We start from the raw sequence: 20,411 nt of genomic DNA, 5'->3' as shown, positions 1-20,411 counted from the left end.
TCAGCAGCATCAACATCGACTGTGACGACATCGTCTGCATCCTCAACGACGGGCAACACGGCGCAGCGATCGTTGTGTGCGCAGCGAGATGCTCCATGCCGCACCGTCGGACCCGACCGCCTCGACACCCGCACCACGTTGACGATCCCCGACGGGCCGATCACGAGGAGGCCAGGCAACACCAGGCGCAAGCCTGGAGCGGCACTGTTTCACCGGTGGTCATCGAGAGAGCCAGCGCGGTTCCATGGCAGCGCAACTGTGTCAACTTGCCCTCCGTCCCGCGAGGCGCCGTGGGCGGGGTCGTGGTTGCGATCCGTTGCCGTGACGGGAGACGCGTTGCGCGTCGCAGCGATGACGGGTCGTTGGCGTTCCGGGGCGTTGCGTTCGTGCGCGCCGCGCGCGGGGCGCGATCGTCTCATGCGTTGGCGGACTACGGGAGCTTGGACGCGAGGACGTCGGCCGCCAGGATCTCGGGTGCTGCGCCGAGGAGGTGCTGGTTGGCCATCAGGGCTGCGACGATGGCGCCGTTGGCGTGGGCGTCGCGAGCGGCCTCGTCGGGGAATGCATCGAAGATCCAGAAGGTGTCGGCGTGGGTCCTAGCCGCGAACCAGACAATCGTTCCTACTTCTTCGTTGGCGAGTGCGACAGCGCCAGCGAGCAGATCGGCGAGCGCGTCGTGCTGTCCATCGGCCGCGACGATCTTGGCGACGAAGGCATACGGAAGTGATGCGGGTGTGGACATGAGGGGTTCTCCTTGAAGTCGGGGTTCTTCGTGGGGCGAGTTCAGCGTATGACGAGCGAGGGCCGGTGGGTAGTGGCGTATACGACAGTATTGCTATTGTTCGCGCCATGCGTATCGGACTGATCGCGATCGACGGCTGCTTCGGTTCGGCTGTCGCGTCGGTCATCGACATCGTGCGGGTGGCCGACGGAGCCCGCGGCGATGTCGACCCGCGGATCGACCCGATCGAACTCGCCATCCTCGGACCGAAACGGCGAGTGACCACAACGGCATCGATGACCCTGTCGGTAGACCACCCGCTGTCGGAGTCCGGAGAGTTCGACGTGGTCGTCGTCCCTGCGCTTGGAACCCTCACGGCCGCCGCTACCAACGACGCCCTCCACAGCCGAGATGCACGTTCGGTCATCGCCTCACTCGGGCGCCTCGACGACGCGACCACCCGGATCGCCGCGGCGTGCACCGGCGTGTTCGCCGTCGCCGAGACCGGACGGATGCATCATCGGCGGGCGACGACCAGCTGGTTCCTGGGGCCGGAGTTCCTGAAGCGCTATCCGACCGTCGCCCTCGATCTCGACACCATGGTCGTGGTCGACGGGAACCTCGTCACCGCCGGCGCCGCGTTCGCACACATCGACCTCGCGCTCTCACTCGTGCGATCGATCAGCCCCGACCTGGCCCAACATGTCGCCAAGCTCCTCATCATCGACGAGCGCCCGTCGCAGGCGGCCTTCGTCGCCTACGAACATCTCCGGCACGAGGACCCGATCGTCGTCGAGTTCGAACGCTTCGTGCGCGCCCGCCTGGACGAACCGTTCAACGTCGCCTTCGTCGCGCAGTCGCTCGGCACCAGCCGGCGCACCCTCGAACGACGAGTCCGTGCGGCGCTCAACCTCACTCCGCTCGGCTTCGTCCAACGGCTTCGCATCGAACGAGCTCGGCACCTCTCAGCAACCACGGACCTCACCTCCGCCGAGATCGCGCTACGGGTCGGCTACGCGAACGCCGAGACTCTGCGCTCCCTCCTGCGCAGGGAGCGACGCCGTTCCTGACCTATCGCCATGCCTGTAGCCGGTGTCCTCTCGCTATCCGGTTACGACACGCTCAGACTTTGCTGGCGTCCGGTCGTACACCATCCTGCTGGACTCAACCCTTCTTAACATCGCCGCGCCCCGGCGATGTGAAGAAGTCCAGATCTTGGGTTGGCCTATCCGTAAGCCGCTGAGCCACCAACGCGCCACCGCCTGCGAGCAGAAACCCGTCACTGGCCGGAAGCGTGAAAAACAGTCGTGCAACATCAGTTTGAAATTCGGTCAGCATTGACATCCTCTATCCCGCGGTCAGTGCGCTGTTCGGTCTCCCCGGAGGGGAGCGTCGCCGCGATGACCGGCGCCCACGCCGCCCGTAGGGTGCGCGGAAGGACCAGCTCGGGCCATATATCAACGAGTAGCGCACCGTCGACATAAGTCTGCAGATGGTCGGCAGTGCCGTCACGAAGGACAATTTCGTACACCTGAGCGCGGTCATGCCTACGTGCCAGGTGAAACTGTCGCCCCGGATCAGACCAGTTCAAAACAAGCGGCAACGTCACGGTCGCCAAGGCTTGATCGACCGGTAGTCGACAAAGCCTGTCGGGTACAACGTATGCACTACCGCGAGGTCCCGGCACTGACGCGTAAGAGACACGTGGTACGGCGTCCAAGTCGAATCCAGCCTCAGCTAGCAGCCGCGCCACGACATCCAGGGATGGCGACTTACGACCGTTTTCATATGCCGACAATGTCGGCCGTGACGTGCGGGCACGCCGCGACAACTCCTGTTGACTGAGCCCAGCAGCGCGCCTTACGCGGCCCAGCAAAATAGCGCCTTCCATCGCGGGCAAGCCTCCTTTCCTTTCATCCAGAGTTGCCGACAGTCACGGGCAACTACGGTTGGTCGGCCATCCAGCGAGAATCCGAATGTATCCAATCAGATACTTTACGCCTTGTTTCCCTCGCGCGCTCCATCGACTTCGCCACCCCATCGACCAGGCCTGCTTCGCGCCCACCGACAACGTAGACATCCCGACATCAGTCGGATACGGGCCCGAATCGGCACCAGCGAGTCGGCAGGGTTGCTCAATAGCGCCGAACAGCGCCCTCCAGAATTCGATGGCCCCCCACTCGAATACCCAGGGCGGCTCACGCTGAATCGCCCCGGGGAGTCCGGAGACCTACTGGTTTGAGGACTCAACCACCGGCTGAGTCCTGTGCTGACGGTAATAGAGTTCCTCGTACTCTGCCGGCGGTAGATCGCCGCAATGCTCATAAAGCCTGCGGTGATTGAACCAGTCAACCCATTCGAGGGTGGCAACTTCGACCTGGTCGACGGTCCGCCATGGACCCTGAGCCTTGATCAACTCAGTTTTGTAGAGCCCGTTGATGGACTCCGCGAGAGCATTGTCGCAACTATCCCCGGTGGTCCCGACCGAGGCATCGATTCCAGCCTCGACAAGTCGCTCGGTGAAAGCGACGGACGTGTATTGCGAGCCACGGTCGTTGTTAAACCGAATTCGGTTTAACAACGATGCGGGCTCTCAATATACGGCGGTAGCGTTCACTGAACACTTGGCCGCTGAAGGGATCCTGCCCTCAGTCGGATCGGTGGGCGATAGCTTCGACAACGCCTTGGCCGAATCGGTGAACAGCAGCTACAAGACCGAACTCATCGACCACCAGCCGCCGTATCCCGGTGCCGCCGAACTCTCGCTGGCAACCGCCGAATGGGTGGCTTTCTACAACCGGCAGCGACCGAATGGCTACTGCCAGGACCTGACTCCGGACCGGGCCGAAGCCCTCTATTACCATCGCCAACGGCACCCTCATACCGAGGAGGCACTCAGATAAGAGAACCTCCCGACATGCCGGGGTGGATCATAGTGCTTGTCGCCGTGGGTGCGACCGGCTTATGGGTTGCGCACACCAGCAGCATGATCACGGCCGTGGCCATCGTTGCCCTGGCTATACAGGCACTGCTGCTGCTCACCATTGACGCACGTTCTGCTCACGACATCGAGTCGGACGCAGCGACGATCCGGAATGCGGCGACGTTCGCACCCGCCGGGCCCGGGCGTGGTGGAACTATGCCTCATGCCGTAGCGCGGTAGCTACTCCTTCTGCGCCGTGAGCCGTTCGAGCAATGCCGTCGCAGCGGCGGTGACTAAGCCACGATTGCTGGTTATGGCAACGTCGAACCGCCGGTCACCGTCGCTGCCCCCGCGTCATCGACCACTTCTTTGGCCGCTAGCGCCACGGCCGTCGTTGCGCCTCGCACCAAAACGATCCACTGACTGTGCAACGGGTCGGTCGTGGATAGCGGTACGCCCCGAACATTGTCTGCTGGCTGCGGATTCACGTCACGTCCGAAGATGGTGACGATCGGGCAGCGAGCGGCAAGTTGTGTGTGGCGCTGCTGTGTTTCACCGGCGAAAATTCGGCTCGCTGCAAAGCGGTCAGAACCATGGGCGGGTCCGTGGCTGCAAGCGCCTGCTGCTCGAGGTGACGCGACAGTGCAAGGACGGTATCTTTGCGTTCCCGGCGGGGCGGCACCTGCGGCGTGCGCTTTGAGCCGGGCAGCAATCATTCGCCAGGGCTGGGCGCTTGAGAGTCACGGCTCACTTTCAGTCACATCTACCGCGAGCCGCGATCCTCTTTCTGTCGCCCGGAGTTCACGTCGCCGAAGCGGGCCGCCGTACGCCCGGTGTCAGCTCCTGCTCAATCACGTGCGGAGCGCGCCGCATCGAACTCGGCCGGGTACCACGAACGGATATGCATCCCTCGATGCGGAAGTCCACCTCGCCTGAACCTCAGGACTCTTGATCTGATCGAGGCGAGCCGACGAGGTCCCGCTCGTGCTGCGTGCGAGCCTCGAGTTCGCTCTCGTCGAGATGCTTGGATTCCTTAGCGTGCTCGCGGTGATCGGGGTGCACGTGCTCGGTGGGCACCATCACTTCGTCGAGGTCGGGTTGTTCATCGCGTGTCATCTACGGTTCGTACCCACATTATTCGCAAATGCACGCGGCACAATGTGCGTCGCTCAGGCGATGTCTAGGCGCGTGCGACGACGCGAACTGGCCAGGCTGACCGGTGGCGAGGCAGCACGGGCCCTAACTGGCACGGTCGACGGGCGTAGCATCCGCCGTCGACTTCACACCTGCGGTAGCACGCGTGTGCTCGGGCGCCCGCTCCGTTGATCGTTAGAAATTGAGGGGTGTTCCCACTGTTGCCACGCTCGATGAACCGTCCATATCTCCGACGCTTAGATTCGCTGCCGATGGGTTAACCCCTGCCCGTGATGAGACCGCCTTTCGTGCGATCGCAGTTTGCGGCCGATCTGTCCGCAGCAACCGCGCTTCGGAGTGACCTGGATCAGTGGTTGTATGAAGCGCTAGGGCTGCCAGCCGCGATTCGCTACGACGTCGTCTTGGCCGCCTACGAGGCGATGGCCAATGCGGCCCTCCACGCCTACCGAGACGTCGCGCCGCCCCGCACCATGGGTGTGGAGGTGCGCTACGACGCAACAACCGGTGTCCTGGCTGTGACGGTGACTGACCATGGCCGGTGGAGGGAACAAGACACCACGGACAGTGGACACGGGCGGGGTATCACGTTGATGAGGGGCCTAGCCGACCGCTTGTCCGTCAATACCTCCCTCAACGGCACACGCGCCGAGATGACGTGGACGAGCTGCCCGATTCAGCCCGAGCGATCGTCCACCCTCCTCGACGACACGGCGGGCAAGTAGCAACCGCCCGCGAGGAGTCAAAACAGCGTCAGCGTGGGCCACGAAGGCCTCCTGGTGTTGCGGGTGGAGTGGTAGCAGCTCCACTCCACGTCAGGAGGCCTTCACCAACAACGACAGCTACAGCATGTCGTCACACTTCCTCAACCAACCTGCCTGGGCAGTACAGCTGATATGTAGGCATCCTTTGTCGGTGTGTCGAGGAACCGCTGAGGTCTGCGCTATTACTTCTAATGTCCTGAGCCGTTAATTCGTCGGCTCTTGTTGGGATGGGGGATGCCGTCGCCGCATGCCACCACGATCGTGGTGACCGACGATGAACGTGCCGAGCTGGAGGGCTGGATGCGAAGGCGCAACAGTGCGGCCGGGTTGGCGCCGCTGCGCGCACGAATCGTGTTGGCGTGTGCCGATGGTGGTAGCAACGTCGAGGTCGCCGACGGGCTGGAGTTGCATCGCGGCACGGTCAGCAAGTGGCGTAGCCGTTTTGCCGAGAAGCGTTGCGATGGGTTACTCGACGAACCAAGGCCGGTCGGCCGCGGGTCGTGGATCGTGGATCGTGGGTGACGATCAGTGATCTACGAGTCGCGCTTAGAGCTTTCCACGCTGTTTGGCTGATTTCGATCCCGCGGTTATTCGCGTCGTCGCGCAGCCGTTCCGGCTGAGTGCGGTAGTGAGAGGCCGGATGCGACGCCATGTTCCAGACTTTCTGTGCGGGGAGCGGGTCTGGACTCACCATCTTGATGTGGTTCGCGCGCAGCGACTTGCCGAAAGCCCGAAGATTCAAATGCTGTGCGACTAGACGCGCGAAGTGCTCCGTATCCAGCTCGTCCGCCTCGAATGCCACGACGAGGTTCTCCTTGGCTGCGGCGAGTTTGGCGCCGCCGGCTGCCCGGATGACGATGTCGTCGCGCCACAACCGGAAGTTCACCGGTTGTACAGCGGGAAGTCCGTCCTCGGTGAACACACCCGTCCCACCCGAACACCCTGCAAGAGGTCCAGACACTGCCTGCGGTTAAGGACGTCGAGTTGTTGCCCTTTCGACATGGGTCAGTCTCCTTGCCAGGTTCGGGATCATCCTGTCCGATGTGATCGCTGTCCGCCATTCGACGGCGCGCGGAAGGGGCATAGGTCCCTGGTGTCCCGGCCGAGACCGGCGGACAGCCGGCCGCCGCCGGAACACCGTAGCCTGAAGCGATGCCGGTTGAACCTATTACCGTCCTGTCTGAAGACGAGAGCTGGAACCTGCTGGCCGGGGTGACGCTTGGCCGCCTGATCACCACCCTGCACGGGCAGATCGAGATTTTCCCGGTCAACTTCGTCGTTCAACACCGCACTGTGCTCTTCCGAAGCGCCGAGGGCACCAAACTGCTCAGCGCAGCGATGAACGACGAGGTGGTGTTCGAGGCCGATGATCACAACGTCGCCCGGGGATGGAGCGTCATCGTGCGGGGTTCCGCCCACCTCCTCGGTACCTTCTCCGAGATTGAGGAGGCCGAGCGCGCGCAGCTCCTGCCCTGGACCGCCACACTCAAACAGTATTTCGTGCGCATCACCCCACGGCAGATCAGCGGCAGGGGTTTCCACTTCGGCCCGGAACCAGATCTGTACTCGTCGTTTGCCTAAAAGCTGTATCGGCGCTGGGTGAAGCGCAAGACCAACGCAGCGGAGCCCATTTCGGCGGCGATGGCACCCGACCCGACAGGTTGTCTGCGACAGGTCACTCGCGGATTGCATTGCAGTAAACCCGGAGTGGTGATTGGATTGGCCAGGTGAGCACGCCGACAACACGGGATACCGGTGGACGCCCAGCAGTGAATCTCGCGCTCGCCACCTGGGTCTCGGCCATCAACTTCTGGGCCTGGAACATGATCGGCCCGCTGTCCACTTCGTATGCCGGCGACATCTCGCTGAGCAGCACCGATGCGTCGCTCCTGGTGGCCACGCCGATCCTGGTCGGTGCGCTGGGGCGCATCGTCGTCGGCCCGCTCACAGACCGGTTCGGTGGGCGCGTCATGTTCATCGCCATCTCGCTGGCGTCGATCGTGCCCGTGGTGGCCGTCGGTGCCGCCGGAGCGGCAGGTTCCTATCCGCTCCTGGTGGTGTCGGGGTTCTTCCTGGGCATCGCCGGCACCGTCTTCGCGGTCGGCATCCCGTTTGCGAACAACTGGTACGAGGCTTCCCGGCGTGGTTTCGCGACTGGCGTGTTTGGCATGGGAATGGTCGGCACTGCGCTCTCGGCGTTCTTCACGCCGCGGTTCGTCAACTGGTTCGGCTTGTTCACCACCCATGTCATCGTGGCCGTCGCGCTGGGTCTGACCGCGCTGCTGTGCGTTCTGCTGATGCGCAACGCGCCGGGATTCCATCCCAACACCGACCGGGTGCTGCCGAAGTTGAAGACCGCCGCGAAGCTGCGGGTCACCTGGGAGATGTCGTTCCTGTACGCGGTGGCGTTCGGCGGTTTCGTCGCGTTCAGCAACTACCTGCCCACCTATATCAAGACCATTTACGGGTTCTCGGCGGTGGATGCGGGAGCGCGTACAGCCGGCTTCGCGCTGGCGGCGGTGCTGGCCCGGCCGGTCGGCGGCGCGCTGGCCGACCGGTTCGCCCCCAAGTACGTGGTGCTGGCGGCCTTCGCGGGCACCGCGGTGATGGCGTTCGTCGCAATCTTCCAGCCATCGCCGGACCTGTGGTCGGCGGCGACATTCATCGCGCTCGCCGGCTTCCTCGGCGTCGGCACCGGTGGTGTTTTCGCCTGGGTGGCGCGCCGCGCGCCGTCCCGGTCGGTCGGCTCGGTGACCGGAATCGTCGCCGCGGCCGGCGGGCTGGGTGGCTACTTCCCGCCGCTGGTGATGGGCGGCACCTATGACTCGTCCGAGAACGATTACACCGTCGGTCTGTCGCTGCTGGTAGTGACCGCCGTCATCGCGCTGGTCTTCACCGCGGCGCGGTTGCACGCCCACGAACCGGCACCGTCGGCCAAGGAGCCCACGCCATGACCACGACACCTCCCCGCACCGGTGGCCGCATCGAGGAGCTGCTGGAGCGCAGCGGCCGATTCTTCACGCCGGGGGAGGCATCGGGCGATGGCCGCACCGTCCACCGTCAAGGCGGCCGCGAAGGCGACGTCTTCTACCGTGACCGCTGGAGCCACGACAAGGTGGTCCGTTCCACCCACGGCGTTAACTGCACCGGGTCGTGTTCGTGGAAGATCTACGTCAAGGACGGCATCATCACCTGGGAGACCCAGGAAACCGACTATCCGTCGGTGGGGCCGGACCGGCCGGAGTATGAGCCGCGCGGGTGTCCCCGTGGCGCCGCGTTCTCCTGGTACACCTATTCACCGACGCGGGCGCGTTACCCTTATGCCCGCGGGGTCCTGGTGGAGATGTACCGCGAGGCCAAATCCCGACTGGGCGATCCGGTATTGGCATGGGCCGACATCCAGGACGATTCCGAGCGCCGGCGCCACTACCAACGCGCACGCGGCATGGGTGGACTGGTCCGGGTGTCCTGGGCGGAGGCCACGGAGATGATCGCGGCGGCCCACGTGCACACGATCAAGCGGTACGGCCCCGACCGGATTGCGGGGTTCTCGCCGATTCCCGCGATGTCGATGGTGTCGTTCGCGGCGGGCTCGCGGTTCATCGAACTGCTCGGTGGCGTGATGACGTCGTTCTACGACTGGTACGCAGACCTGCCGGTGGCCTCCCCTCAGGTCTTCGGGGACCAGACCGACGTCCCCGAGTCCGGAGACTGGTGGGACGCCTCCTATCTGATGATGTGGGGCTCCAACGTGCCGGTGACCCGCACCCCGGACGCACACTGGATGACCGAAGTCCGTTACCGGGGGACGAAGGTCGTCAGCGTCAGCCCGGACTACGCCGACAACACCAAGTTCGCGGACGAATGGATGCCGTGCGCGGCGGGTACCGACGGCGCTCTGGCGATGGCCATGGGCCACGTCGTGCTCTCGGAATACTTTGTCAAGCAGCGGGTTCCGTTCTTCATCGACTACACGCGCCAGTTCACCGATCTACCGTTCCTGGTCAAACTCGAGGACCGCAACGGTCAACTGGTGCCCGGAAAGAACCTCACCGCAGCCGATCTCGGCGCAGGGGTGGCGGCACAGGAGAACTCAGCGTTCAAACCGGTGCTGCTCGACGGTGTCACCGACACGGTGACGGTGCCGCAGGGTTCGCTGGGTTTCCGTTACGGCGATGACGGGGTGGGCAAGTGGAACCTCGACCTCGGCGACATCTCGCCCGCGCTGACGGTGTTGGACGCCGAGGCCGGGGAGGTGGCGCTGGTCGCGCTGCCCCGCTTCGACACCTTCGACGGGCACGGCGAGACGCTGAGCCGCGGAGTGCCGGTGCGCCGGGTGGGCGAGCACCTGGTGTGCACGGTGTACGACCTGATGTTGGCGCAGTACGGGGTCGCCCGCCCCGGGCTTCCTGGTGCCTGGCCTACCGGTTACGACGATCCCGACCACCCCTACACCCCGGCGTGGCAGGAGCAGATCACCGGAGTGGCTGCGACCCAGGCGATCCGGATCGCCAAGGAGTTCGCGCGCAACGCCGAAGAGTCCGGCGGCCGCTCGATGATTATCATGGGCGCAGGCATCTGCCAGTGGTTCCACGGGGATGCCACCTACCGAGCAGTGCTGACGCTGGTGTTGCTCACAGGCGCGATGGGCCGCAACGGCGGCGGCTGGGCCCACTACGTCGGGCAGGAGAAGTGCCGCCCGGTCACGGGGTGGTCGGCGCTGGCCATGGGCACCGACTGGTCCAGGCCGCCACGGCAGATGCCGGGCACCTCCTACTGGTACGTCCACACCGATCAGTGGCGCTACGACGGCTACCGGGCTGACGCGCTGGCCAGTCCGCTGGGCCGCGGCCGGTTTCGCGACCGGCACACCATGGACGTGCTCGCCTCCTCCACGGCGATGGGGTGGAACCCCTTCTACCCGCAGTTCGACCGGTCCAGCCTCGACGTCGCGGACGAGGCAACGGCCGCCGGGCAGGATGTCTCCACCTACGTCACCGGCCAACTGGCGCAAGGTCAGCTGAAACTGGCCGTCACGGACCCGGACAACCCGGCGAACTGGCCGCGGGTGTTGTCCGTCTGGCGGGCCAACCTTCTCGGTTCGTCGAGCAAGGGCAACGAGTACTTCCTGCGGCACCTTCTCGGCACCGACTCGAACCTCCAGGCCACGCCCACACCGGAGGCGTTGCGGCCCAACGACGTCTCCTGGACCGACGACATCCCCGAGGGCAAACTCGACATGTTGATGTCGATCGACTTCCGGATGACCTCGACCACACTGCTCTCCGATGTGGTGCTGCCTGCTGCCACCTGGTACGAGAAGTACGACCTGTCGAGCACCGACATGCACCCCTTCGTCCACGCCTTCACCCCCGCCGTCGACCCGCCCTGGGAAAGCCATTCCGACTTCGAGGCGTTCGGCGCGATCGCCAGGGCTTTCAGTGTGCTGGCGGAGAAACACCTCGGTGTCCGCAGCGACGTGGTGCTCGGTGCCATGCAGCACGACACGCCCGGGGCGATGGCGTATCCCGCTGGGACCGAACATGATTGGCGCACAACGGGGGAGACCCCGGCGCCCGGGAAGACTCTCGGCCCGCTGGTGGTGGTGGAGCGCGACTATCCGGCGGTCGCCGAGAAGTGGGCGACGCTGGGACCTTTGGTTGAGCGCCTGGGATTGACCACCAAGGGCATCACCTTCCGTCCGGACCGGGAAGTCGACGAGCTGGCTGCAAAGTTCGGGGTGATGAACTCCGGTCGGGCGGTCGGCAGGCCGGCGATCAACACCGCCGAACGAATGGCCGAGGCCATCCTGGCATTGTCGGGAACCACCAACGGCCGTCTGGCGGTGCAGGGTTTCCGCGAGTTGGAGCGACGCACCGGGCGGCCGCTGGTGCACCTGGCCGAGGGTAGCGAGGAGCGGCGGATCACGTTCGCCGACACCCAGGCCCGGCCGGTTCCGGTGATCACCAGCCCGGAATGGTCGGGCAGCGAGACCGGTGGCCGTCGGTACGCGCCGTTCACCGTCAACATCGAGGAACTCAAGCCGTTCCACACGCTGACCGGACGGATGCACTTCTATCTCGACCACGATTGGCTGGAGGAACTCGGCGAACAGTTGCCGATTTACCGTCCGCCGCTGGACATGTCGCGGTTGTTCGGAGAGTCGGCGGTGGGCGCCCAGGATGGGGTGGGGCTGACGGTGCGCTATCTGACGCCGCATTCGAAGTGGTCCATCCACTCCGAGTACCAGGACAACCTGTTCATGTTGTCGCTGTCGCGCGGAGGCCCGACGATGTGGATGAGCCCGGCAGACGCCGCGAAGATCGAAGTTCGCGACAATGATTGGGTGGAAGCGGTGAACCGCAACGGTGTGTTCGTGTGCCGCGCGATCGTGTCGCACCGCATGCCCGAAGGGGTGGTGTTCGTCTATCACGTGCAGGAGCGCACGATCGACGTGCCGTTGAGCGAGACCACCGGAAAGCGCGGTGGAATCCACAACTCGTTGACCCGGCTGCTGATCAAACCCAGCCACCTCGCCGGTGGGTACGCCCAGATGTCGTTCGCTTTCAACTATCTCGGTCCGACGGGTAACCAGCGCGACGAGGTGACGGTCGTGCGGCGACGCAGTCAGACGGTTGAGTACTGATGCACCGAGCCAAGGATGAGCGAGGTAGGCGATGAAAGTCATGGCGCAGATGGCGATGGTGATGAACCTCGACAAATGCATCGGGTGCCATACCTGTTCGGTGACCTGCAAGCAGGCATGGACCAACCGGCCGGGCACGGAGTATGTCTGGTTCAACAACGTCGAAACGCGTCCGGGGCAAGGTTATCCGCGCACCTATGAGGATCAGGAGGAGTGGCGCGGCGGATGGGTACGCGACCGCAAGGGGCGGCTGCGGTTACGTGACGGCGGCCGATTCTCCAAACTCCTGCGGATCTTCGCCAACCCCAAGATGCCCAGCATCGACGACTACTACGAACCGTGGACCTATGACTACGAGAACCTGACGAATGCACCGCTCGGCGGGAACATGCCGGTGGCGCCACCGCGCAGCCTGATCAGCGGTGAACCGATGAAGATCGAGTGGTCGGCGAACTGGGACGACGACCTGGGCGGGTCCCCGGAGATCTTGTCCGGTGACCCGGTCCTGAAGAAGGTCAGTGAGCAGGTCCGGCTCGAGCTTGAGCAGACCTACATGTTCTATCTGCCGCGCATCTGCGAGCACTGCCTCAACCCGTCGTGTGTCGCGTCGTGTCCGTCGGGTGCCATGTACAAGCGCTCTGAGGACGGCATCGTGCTGGTCGACCAGGATCGCTGCCGCGGCTGGCGGATGTGTGTGTCGGGGTGTCCGTACAAGAAGGTGTATTTCAACCACAAGACCGGCAAGGCCGAGAAGTGCACGTTCTGCTACCCGCGCATCGAGGTGGGACTGCCGACGGTGTGCTCGGAGACCTGTGTAGGCCGGCTGCGGTATCTGGGACTGGTGTTCTACGACGTCGACCGGGTGCTCGAAGCGGCGACAGTGGAGAACGACGCCGACCTCTACGAAGCGCAGAAGTCGATCATCCTGGACCCCAGAGATCCCGCGGTGCTCGCAGGCGCACGAGCCGAAGGCATCTCCGAAGAGTGGATCGAGGCGGCCCAGCGCTCACCGGTGTACGCCCTGATCCACAAGTACCAGGTTGCGTTGCCGCTGCACCCGGAATACCGGACGATGCCGATGGTCTGGTACATCCCGCCGTTGTCTCCGGTGGTCGACGCGGTCGCCCGCGACGGCCATGATGCGGAGGAGCTTGGCAATCTGTTCGGCGCGCTCGAGGCGCTGCGGATCCCGATCGAGTACCTCGCCGGACTGTTCACCGCCGGCGACACCGCGGTGGTCGAGGGAGTCTTGCGCCGGCTGGCCGCAATGCGCTCCTATATGCGCGACATCAGCCTGGGCCGCGACACCCAGCCGCACATTCCGGAGGCGGTCGGCATGACCGAGGAAGGGATCTACGAGATGTACCGGCTGCTGGCGCTGGCGAAATACGAAGAGCGCTACGTTATTCCGACCGCGTACGTCGCCGATGCGCATGCGCTGGAGTCGCAGGCGCTCGAAGAGCCGGGCTGTTCCCTGTCGTTCGAAGGTGGGCCGGGCATGTACGACTCGGGGCCGTTCGGCGAGGCCAGCGGCGGCCCGGTGCCGGTGGCGGTGGAGAGTTTCCACGCCTTGCGGCACCGGCAGACCAGCGAAGGTATCGCGGTCACCGAGGAGCGTCCCTCGCGGGTGAATCTGCTCAACTGGGACGGTCGCGGCGAGCCCAGCGGGATTTTTCCAGACAAGGGACCGAGCTGATGAAACTGCTTAAACGTCAACGGGAATCGACGCTGGAGCATCGGCTTGTGTGGCAGACGGCCGCCCTGCTGCTGGCCTATCCCGACGAGCAGTTCGCCGAACGTCTGGCCACCGCCGACGAGCTGCTGGCCCACGTCTCGGGCAGCGTCGCCGATCTGCTGGGCACCACGGTCGCCGAGCTGCGGGCCCTCGAGCCGATGCGCGCAGCCGTCGGCTACGTCGACACGTTCGACATGCGGCGCCGCTCGACGTTGTATTTGACCTACTGGACCGCCGGTGACACGCGCAATCGCGGCAGTCACATGCTGGCATTCACCCACACCTACCGCGAGGCGGGGGTCAGCCCGCCGGAGCGCGAAGCCCCCGACTATCTACCGGTGGTGCTCGAGTTCGCCGCGACGGTCGACCCGGCGGCGGGGCGACGTCTGCTCATCGATCATCGGGCGCCGATCGATCTGCTGTGCGACGCGCTGCGGCACGCCGGCTCGCCTTACGCGCACGCGGTGGCCGCGGTGTGCGAGACACTACCGGTGCGCACCGATCGGGACGCTCAGCGCGCGTTGCAGCTGGCCGCCGCGGGCCCGCCCACCGAATCTGTGGGCCTGCAACCGTTCACATTGACCGTGCCGCCGCGGCGCGTCCAGGGGGAGTGACATGTCGGGTTGGGAGATCTTCTGGGACGTCGTCCCGTACGTGACGCTGACGATCGTGGTGGTCGGCATCTGGTGGCGCTACCGCTACGACAAGTTCGGCTGGACCACCCGCTCGTCGCAACTGTACGAATCCCGGCTGTTGCGCATCGGCAGCCCGATGTTTCACTTCGGGATCCTGGTGGTCATCGTCGGGCACATCATCGGGCTGGTGATCCCCGAAACGTGGACCGCGGCAATCGGACTCAGCGACCATGCCTACCACGTACAGGCGATGGTCCTCGGCGCCATCGCCGGTGTCACGACACTGACCGGTATCGCGCTGCTGATCTTCCGTCGCCGCACCACAGGTCCGGTCTTCTCGGCCACCACCGTCAACGACAAGGTGATGTATCTGGTGCTGGTGATGGCGATCATCGCTGGACTGGCGTGCACGCTGATCGGCGCGACGCCCGTCGGGGCCGAGCACGACTACCGCCAAACCGTCGCACCGTGGTTCCGGTCCATCTGGATCCTGCAGCCACGCGGAGACCTGATGACGCTGGCACCGGCCTGGTTCCAGATTCACGTGATGATCGCGCTGGTGCTGTTCTGCCTGTGGCCGTTCACCCGGCTCGTGCACGTATTCAGCGCGCCCATCGGTTACCTGTTCCGGCCCTACATCGTGTACCGCAGCCGCGATCTTTCCGACAGCGGTGACCTGGTCGGATCGAGGCCACACCGACGCGGATGGTAGAGGGACGGACAGCAATCGCTGGGTAAGGATCGGCAACAGCACGTCGTCGTCGGGCATGGGTCCCTCGATGACGGCGATGCCCGAATTGCCAGAATGACATGCGGGCCGGAGTCTTCCGCCTCGAGAAATCCTGCGTCCAAGCTCGTCAACTGATCAACAGCCTCGCCTCCGTCATATTCACAGAGCCGGTACCGGTCGAGCGCCGAACTCGGTCCCGAGTTCGAGCGCCTCGGCTCCCCGCAGGCGTCGGTGCATCGCTGTGGCGATTCTGACGGCCTGAACCTTCGCTCGGTCAGCGGCCGGACCTCGATACATCTCGTCCACAGTGGTGGTCCACAGGTCGAGCCAGCGCGCGAAGTGGCCGGCGTCCAACCGATGTTGCGCATCGAGTCGTCGATGAACATTCAGGGCACTGCCGTGGTAGAGGCCGGCGCGGAACAGGACCGTTTCCCAGAAGTCGCACATCACCGCGAGATGGGACTCGAGTCCGGACTCCCGCAACTCGGTGAATGGTTCGGCGAGCACATCGTCGGTTAAAGCGCTGCCGTAGAAGCGGCGCAGCAGTGCCTCTATGTCGGCCCTGTCGGCGATGTCGATCACGGTGTGCCCGCCGTTGCTGGTGGCTTTCGGGCGACGATGGCTACGGCGGTCAGTGTGTTGCGATGGGCGCGGAAGGTCCGGCGCATGTTCAGGACTCGGCGGCGTGCGTCGGGTTGCCGCAGCAGATTCTTGGCGAACCTCAGTGCGCCCCAGACGCCTTCGTCGGAGATCAGCCGCTGTGGCTGGAGCAGTGCCATGGGTGCGGTTTCGATGTGCTCCACGATCAGGCCGTGGTCGGCGAGAAGCCGGCTCCACTCGGCGACGGTCAGCGGTCGTGCGTTGACCTTGATCGATTTTGCCAGTGCCTGACGGATGTCTGCCTTGACGTTGTCAGGAAGGTCGTCCGGCGCAAGCGCCAGTTCGTGGATGGCGTAACGGCCGTCTGGGCGCAGTAGGCGCGCTGCCTCGGCGATGATGGCGTGCTTGGTGTTGTCGCCTTGCATGGTCAGCATCGCCTCACCGATGACGATGTCGCTGCTGGCGTCGGGCAGGCCGGTGTGCGCGGCATCGGCGATCCGGACGTCGCCGTGCCCGGAGACGATAGAGCGGGCGGTCTTCGCCGCGTCGTTGTCCTGCTCGACCCCCACATAGGAGCGCGGTCGACGGCTGATGATCTCGCCCGCGGTGCGCCCCAGGCCCGGCGCCAATTCGACGACGTCACTGCCGCTGATTCTGGCGAGGGCCAGCATTCTGTCGGTGAGCTCCACTCCACCCGGACGCAGTACACGCTTACCCAGCCTGGCCAGCAGCCAGTGGCCTTGAAGGGCATCGTCGGCGCGAGTCCTCGTTGACATCGGTCCTCCTCTAGTTTTTACAAGTTCCGTTGTATAAACTCTAGACCATGAAAGAGCCATTCGGTAGCCCAGAGGGCGGGGCGATCCGCGGGGACCGCGACGAAGTCGGTCGCCGCGAAGCAGTACTGGCCACACTGAGGGAAGGGGGCGCCGCGATGCCCATCGCGGCCATGGCGAAGCGCCTTGACGTGCATCCGAATACGGTGCGGTTCCACCTTGAGGTTCTGGTGGCCAACGGCCGCGCGGAACGCGTGGAACCTGATCAGCGCGGCCCCGGTAGGCCACCGCTGCTGTTCCGGGCGGTTCGGCGGATGGACCCCGGTGGTTCGCGGCGTTACCAGGTGCTCGCCGAAATTCTCACCGTCAGCTTGGCTGGTGAACGCAACGCCGGCGCGAAGGCCCGCGCTGCGGGTCGGATGTGGGCGCGCCGGGTGACGCAACCGGTGAGCAGCCCGCCGAACTCGGGGGAGTCGGTCGATCGCCTGGTGGATCTGCTCGCCGAGCTCGGCTTCGCCCCGCAGCGGCAAGAAGATGACGGTGAGCAGCGAATAGGGTTGCGGCACTGCCCGTTCCTGGAGGTAGCGCAGGGTGCGTCGTCGTTGGTGTGTTCTGTCCACCTGGGGCTTATGCAAGGGGCGCTGGAGGCCTGGGATGCGCCGGTCACCGTCGACCGGCTGGAGCCCTTCGTCGAGCCCGGTCTGTGCTTGGCGCACGTCGCTTCCAAGGTGGTGGCGTGATGAGCCTCGGTTCGGCGATAGGGGCCGCTGCGATGTTCGTCTGGCTCGGGATGGTGATTGCGATCTCCTTCCTTGAAGCGCCGCTGAAGTTCCGCGCTCCCGGGGTGACCGTGCCGATCGGGCTTGGCGTCGGTCAGTTGGTGTTTCGCGCCCTCAACACCGCCGAGGTGATCTTGGCCGTCACCGTCGTCGTTGCCGGGGCGGTCGATCGTCCACCGGTGGTGGTCGTCGTCGCGGTGGCGATCGTCGTCACCGCGCTGTGCGCCCAGTTGCTGGGCGTAAAGCCCCGCTTGGCCCGTCGTTCGGAGGCGGTGCTGGCAGGTCAGCAAGCTCCGCGATCCGGAGCGCACCACGTCTACGTGGTTTTCGAGGTGGTCAAGGTGATCGCGCTGTCAGCAGGCGGAATGGCCATTCTCGTCTCCGGCAGTTGAACAAAGGAAACAATGTGGAATCCATCTCTCTGACCGAACTGGCTGCACAACAGCTGGCAGCTGCCCGCGAGGCACATAGCGGCCGAGCTGCGCGCACCGTCCACGGGGGACGTGATCTCGAATTGCGGCAGACCGTGCTGGCTTTGGTGGCCGGTCAGGAACTGGCCGAGCACAACAGTCCAGGGGAGGCGACCCTGCATGTACTGCACGGTCGGGCCCGGCTGACGACTGAGTCCGATGCGTGGGAAGGGCAGACCGGTGACTTCGTCATCATCCCGCCTGAACGGCACGCGCTGATCGCGATTGAGGATTGCGTCGTTCTTCTGACTGTGGTTGCCCGGCATCCTCGATGAGTCGTTCGACTGAGCGTGCCGCGGTAACCGTGCAGAATTCGACAGGCGGGGGTGCATCATCGAGGTGACCGAGACCGGCGAATCCGATTGGGACCAGTACGCTCCCGAGGTACTCGCCGACCAGATCGCTGCGTATGACCGCATGCGCCGTCAGTGCCCGTGGCGTACGACGTATCAGGCAACTGGGCGGTGTTCAGGCACGCAGACGTTGTGCGGGTGCTCGACGAGCACCACACGTTCTCCAACGTCGTCTCCCGTCACGTGGCCGTTCCGAACGGGATGGATCCCCCGCAGCACACGGCTTTCCGGGCGATTGTGGACCGTTATTTCACGGCGGACAGGATGATCGCGTTGGAACCGGTGGTGCGCGCGATCGCCGCCGAGATGATCGATGGCCTCCCGCGCGGTGAGGACGTGGAGGCGATGGCAGCCCTTGCTGAGCCGTATGCGAGCCGTGCCCAGTGCGGGTTTATGGGTTGGCCGGAAGCCTTGCACGAGCGAATGCAGCGATGGACCAAGGACAATCATGCGGCCACCCACGCCCAGGACCGGGAGGCGATGTCTGCGGTGGCATCGGCATTCGACGGGCATATCCGCGAGCAGCTCGAGGCCCGGCGAGCGGCTGGCTCAGATGCTCCGGACGATCCCACTACCGAACTGCTGAGCGACCAGGTCGACGGCCGCGCCATCACGGACGCTGAAATCGTGTCCATCGTGCGGAATTGGACCGTCGGCGAACTCGCCACGATCGCAGCGAGTGTCGGCATCATCCTGCACTACCTGGCCACTCACCCAGACGTTCAGCAACGGCTGCGCGCCGATGTCTCGCTCATCGAGCGAGCGACCGACGAGATCTTGCGCATGCGCGCCCCACTTGTTGCGAACAGGCGGCGCACCACGAGAACCGCCGGTCTCGGTGCACGGACCATCCCGGCCCGGGAACCGGTCATGGTGGTGTGGGCGTCGGCGAATCGTGACGAGGAAGTCTTCGGCGATCCAGACCTTTTCGATCTGGACCGCGACCTTCGCCTTAACCTGCTCTACGGCAGGGGAATCCACGTATGCCCCGGCGCGCCGCTGGCCCGCCTCGAGCTTCGGGTGATCGTGGAGCAGCTGTTCGCCGACACCACCGACATCGGACCGGCAGCCGACGCGTGCGCTACGAATGCGGTCTATCCGGCCTCGGGTTTCGCCACCCTACCCCTGCGGTTCGCATAGTGCGCCACGCCAGGCGGACCGCATAGAGTTCGAGTAAGCGCGTTTCAGGGCGGGAGAACTCTCGTCCGAGCAGAGAGGTTGATCGCAATGTCCAAAGGCCAACAACTAGATGTGCTGAATCGACGGCAGTGTCTGGATCTGCTCCAACACGTGCGTGTGGGCCGGCTGGTCTTCACCGAAGACGCACTACCCGCCGTGCACCCGGTCAACTTTGGATTGTGGCGTGACGACATCGTCGTCCGCGTTGCCGGCGGGGCGAAGCTGACCGCCGCGACCGAAAATTCTGTCGTCGCCTTCCAAGCCGATGAGCTCGATCCCGACCTGCGAACGGGGTGGAGCGTGACCGTCGTCGGACACGCATCCCCAATCACCGAGATCGACGAATTGGTCGAAGTGTCGGGAACGTTCGTGCAGCCCTGGGTCGACGGCCGACGGGATCATTTCATCCGGATACGAGCGGAGAAGATGACCGGACGCCGGTTCAAAGAACCCGGAGCGCCGCAATATCGGAGTGCAGTCACATGAGTGCGTGAGCGCTGTCGTGAGTCGTTAATTCGTCGGCTCTTGTTGGGATGGGGGATGCCGTCGCCGCATGCCACCACGATCGTGGTGACCGACGATGAACGTACCGAGCTGGAGGGCTGGATGCGAAGGCGCAACAGTGCGGCCGGGTTGGCGCTGCGCGCACGAATCGTGTTGGCGTGTGCCGATGGTGGTAGCAACGTCGAGGTCGCCGACCGGCTGGAGTTGCATCGCGGCACGGTCAGCAATTGGCGTAGCCGTTTCGCCGAGAAGCGTTGCGATGGGTTACTCGACGAACCAAGGCCGGGTCGGCCGCGGGTTGTGGGTGACGATCAGATCGAAGCACTGATCACCGCGACATTGGAGACCGCACCCAAGGATGCGACACACTGGCCGACGCGGTCGATGGCTGATCCACCCCGGCATGTCGGGAGGTTCTCTTATCTGAGTGCCTCCTCGGTATGAGGG

At 64.7% G+C, this 20,411-nt stretch carries 20 protein-coding genes and 4 pseudogenes; 17 read left to right on the top strand and 7 right to left on the bottom strand.

All coding sequences use genetic code 11. The annotated features are described in order from the left end of the window. Positions 1–430: 430 nt before the first annotated feature. Positions 431–742: a putative quinol monooxygenase gene (locus ACHIRB_RS08745; RefSeq protein WP_006247389.1), complete on the bottom strand. Its 312-nt coding sequence runs from the start codon at positions 740–742 to the stop codon at positions 431–433. A 107-nt stretch (positions 743–849) separates the two neighbouring features. Here ACHIRB_RS08745 and ACHIRB_RS08740 point away from each other — a divergent pair, with 107 nt between their 5' ends. Continuing rightward, positions 850–1,791, top strand: a complete 942-nt coding sequence (locus tag ACHIRB_RS08740) for a GlxA family transcriptional regulator (RefSeq protein ID WP_094731167.1) — start codon at positions 850–852, stop codon at positions 1,789–1,791. 245 nt (positions 1,792–2,036) lie between these two features. Here ACHIRB_RS08740 and ACHIRB_RS08735 read toward each other — a convergent pair whose 3' ends face one another. Together ACHIRB_RS08735 and ACHIRB_RS08730 are read right to left on the bottom strand one after the other, a co-directional pair. After that, positions 2,037–2,612: a helix-turn-helix domain-containing protein gene (locus ACHIRB_RS08735; protein WP_395126705.1), complete on the bottom strand. Its 576-nt coding sequence runs from the start codon at positions 2,610–2,612 to the stop codon at positions 2,037–2,039. Between the two features lie 339 nt (positions 2,613–2,951). Next, positions 2,952–3,281 (bottom strand): annotated as a pseudogene (locus ACHIRB_RS08730) (integrase core domain-containing protein); the annotation flags it as partial. A gap of 64 nt (positions 3,282–3,345) precedes the next feature. Between ACHIRB_RS08730 and ACHIRB_RS08725 the strand changes: the two are divergent. Together ACHIRB_RS08725 and ACHIRB_RS08720 are read left to right on the top strand one after the other, a co-directional pair. Further along, complete coding sequence (locus ACHIRB_RS08725; RefSeq protein ID WP_395127671.1) at positions 3,346–3,624, top strand: integrase core domain-containing protein; 279 nt, start codon at positions 3,346–3,348, stop codon at positions 3,622–3,624. A gap of 14 nt (positions 3,625–3,638) precedes the next feature. After that, positions 3,639–3,884, top strand: coding sequence for a hypothetical protein (locus ACHIRB_RS08720; protein WP_395127670.1), 246 nt, complete (start codon positions 3,639–3,641; stop codon positions 3,882–3,884). Positions 3,885–4,583: 699 nt separating this feature from the next. Here ACHIRB_RS08720 and ACHIRB_RS08715 read toward each other — a convergent pair. Then, positions 4,584–4,760: a hypothetical protein gene (locus ACHIRB_RS08715; RefSeq protein ID WP_395126385.1), complete on the bottom strand. Its 177-nt coding sequence runs from the start codon at positions 4,758–4,760 to the stop codon at positions 4,584–4,586. Positions 4,761–5,086: 326 nt separating this feature from the next. Here ACHIRB_RS08715 and ACHIRB_RS08710 point away from each other — a divergent pair, with 326 nt between their 5' ends. Beyond that, positions 5,087–5,521, top strand: a complete 435-nt coding sequence (locus tag ACHIRB_RS08710; RefSeq protein ID WP_395126386.1) for an ATP-binding protein — start codon at positions 5,087–5,089, stop codon at positions 5,519–5,521. A gap of 273 nt (positions 5,522–5,794) precedes the next feature. Then, positions 5,795–6,063, top strand: a pseudogene (locus ACHIRB_RS08705) (helix-turn-helix domain-containing protein); the annotation flags it as partial. 266 nt (positions 6,064–6,329) lie between these two features. On the opposite strand, the pseudogene ACHIRB_RS08700 reads toward ACHIRB_RS08705, so the two are convergent. Further along, positions 6,330–6,562 (bottom strand): annotated as a pseudogene (locus ACHIRB_RS08700) (pyridoxamine 5'-phosphate oxidase family protein); the annotation flags it as partial. A 150-nt stretch (positions 6,563–6,712) separates the two neighbouring features. On the opposite strand from ACHIRB_RS08700, the gene ACHIRB_RS08695 reads away from it, so the two are divergent. The 6 genes from ACHIRB_RS08695 (at position 6,713) to narI (ending at position 15,288) form a co-directional block, all read left to right on the top strand. After that, entirely contained in the window at positions 6,713–7,141 is a 429-nt protein-coding gene (locus tag ACHIRB_RS08695; RefSeq protein ID WP_395126387.1) for a pyridoxamine 5'-phosphate oxidase family protein, read from the top strand. A 146-nt stretch (positions 7,142–7,287) separates the two neighbouring features. Further along, positions 7,288–8,514 carry a nitrate/nitrite transporter gene (locus ACHIRB_RS08690; protein WP_395126388.1) on the top strand — a complete coding sequence of 409 codons (1,227 nt, stop codon included), beginning with the start codon at positions 7,288–7,290 and terminating at the stop codon, positions 8,512–8,514. Then, positions 8,511–12,206 (top strand): nitrate reductase subunit alpha, encoded by a 3,696-nt coding sequence (locus tag ACHIRB_RS08685; RefSeq protein ID WP_395127669.1) that lies wholly within the window; start codon positions 8,511–8,513, stop codon positions 12,204–12,206. Before ACHIRB_RS08690 ends, ACHIRB_RS08685 begins: the two co-directional genes overlap by 4 nt. A 31-nt stretch (positions 12,207–12,237) precedes the next feature. Continuing rightward, complete coding sequence (narH, locus tag ACHIRB_RS08680) at positions 12,238–13,902, top strand: nitrate reductase subunit beta (protein ID WP_395126390.1); 1,665 nt, start codon at positions 12,238–12,240, stop codon at positions 13,900–13,902. Beyond that, entirely contained in the window at positions 13,902–14,555 is a 654-nt protein-coding gene (gene narJ / locus ACHIRB_RS08675) for a nitrate reductase molybdenum cofactor assembly chaperone (protein ID WP_395126391.1), read from the top strand. Before narH ends, narJ begins: the two co-directional genes overlap by 1 nt. Position 14,556: 1 nt before the next feature. Further along, a complete protein-coding gene (gene narI, locus ACHIRB_RS08670) occupies positions 14,557–15,288 on the top strand; it encodes a respiratory nitrate reductase subunit gamma (protein ID WP_395126393.1) in 732 nt (243 codons plus the stop codon). A gap of 177 nt (positions 15,289–15,465) precedes the next feature. Here the strand turns inward: narI and ACHIRB_RS08665 are convergent, their stop codons facing one another. Next, entirely contained in the window at positions 15,466–15,888 is a 423-nt protein-coding gene (locus ACHIRB_RS08665; protein ID WP_395126394.1) for a group III truncated hemoglobin, read from the bottom strand. Next, positions 15,885–16,682 carry a class I SAM-dependent methyltransferase gene (locus ACHIRB_RS08660; protein WP_395126395.1) on the bottom strand — a complete coding sequence of 266 codons (798 nt, stop codon included), beginning with the start codon at positions 16,680–16,682 and terminating at the stop codon, positions 15,885–15,887. Before ACHIRB_RS08660 ends, ACHIRB_RS08665 begins: the two co-directional genes overlap by 4 nt. 47 nt (positions 16,683–16,729) lie before the next feature. Between ACHIRB_RS08660 and ACHIRB_RS08655 the strand changes: the two genes are divergently transcribed. From ACHIRB_RS08655 to ACHIRB_RS08630, 6 genes and pseudogenes are all read left to right on the top strand, one after another. Continuing rightward, on the top strand, positions 16,730–17,419 hold the full coding sequence (locus ACHIRB_RS08655; protein WP_395126396.1) for a helix-turn-helix transcriptional regulator: 690 nt from the start codon (positions 16,730–16,732) through the stop codon (positions 17,417–17,419). Next, positions 17,419–17,850, top strand: a complete 432-nt coding sequence (locus tag ACHIRB_RS08650) for a hypothetical protein (RefSeq protein ID WP_395126397.1) — start codon at positions 17,419–17,421, stop codon at positions 17,848–17,850. Before ACHIRB_RS08655 ends, ACHIRB_RS08650 begins: the two co-directional genes overlap by 1 nt. Before the next feature lie 14 nt (positions 17,851–17,864). After that, positions 17,865–18,203 carry a cupin domain-containing protein gene (locus ACHIRB_RS08645; RefSeq protein ID WP_395126398.1) on the top strand — a complete coding sequence of 113 codons (339 nt, stop codon included), beginning with the start codon at positions 17,865–17,867 and terminating at the stop codon, positions 18,201–18,203. 159 nt (positions 18,204–18,362) lie between these two features. Continuing rightward, positions 18,363–19,421 (top strand): cytochrome P450, encoded by a 1,059-nt coding sequence (locus ACHIRB_RS08640; protein WP_395127668.1) that lies wholly within the window; start codon positions 18,363–18,365, stop codon positions 19,419–19,421. Positions 19,422–19,508: 87 nt separating this feature from the next. Continuing rightward, positions 19,509–19,946: a pyridoxamine 5'-phosphate oxidase family protein gene (locus tag ACHIRB_RS08635; RefSeq protein WP_395126400.1), complete on the top strand. Its 438-nt coding sequence runs from the start codon at positions 19,509–19,511 to the stop codon at positions 19,944–19,946. Between the two features lie 54 nt (positions 19,947–20,000). Further along, positions 20,001–20,354 (top strand): annotated as a pseudogene (locus ACHIRB_RS08630) (helix-turn-helix domain-containing protein); the annotation flags it as partial. Between the last annotated feature and the right edge of the window lie 57 nt (positions 20,355–20,411).

The sequence above is a fragment of the Antrihabitans spumae genome (assembly GCF_043944905.1).
GTDB classification, from domain to species: Bacteria; Actinomycetota; Actinomycetes; order Mycobacteriales; family Mycobacteriaceae; genus Antrihabitans; species Antrihabitans spumae.
This window is presented reverse-complemented; position numbering and strand designations above follow the sequence as displayed.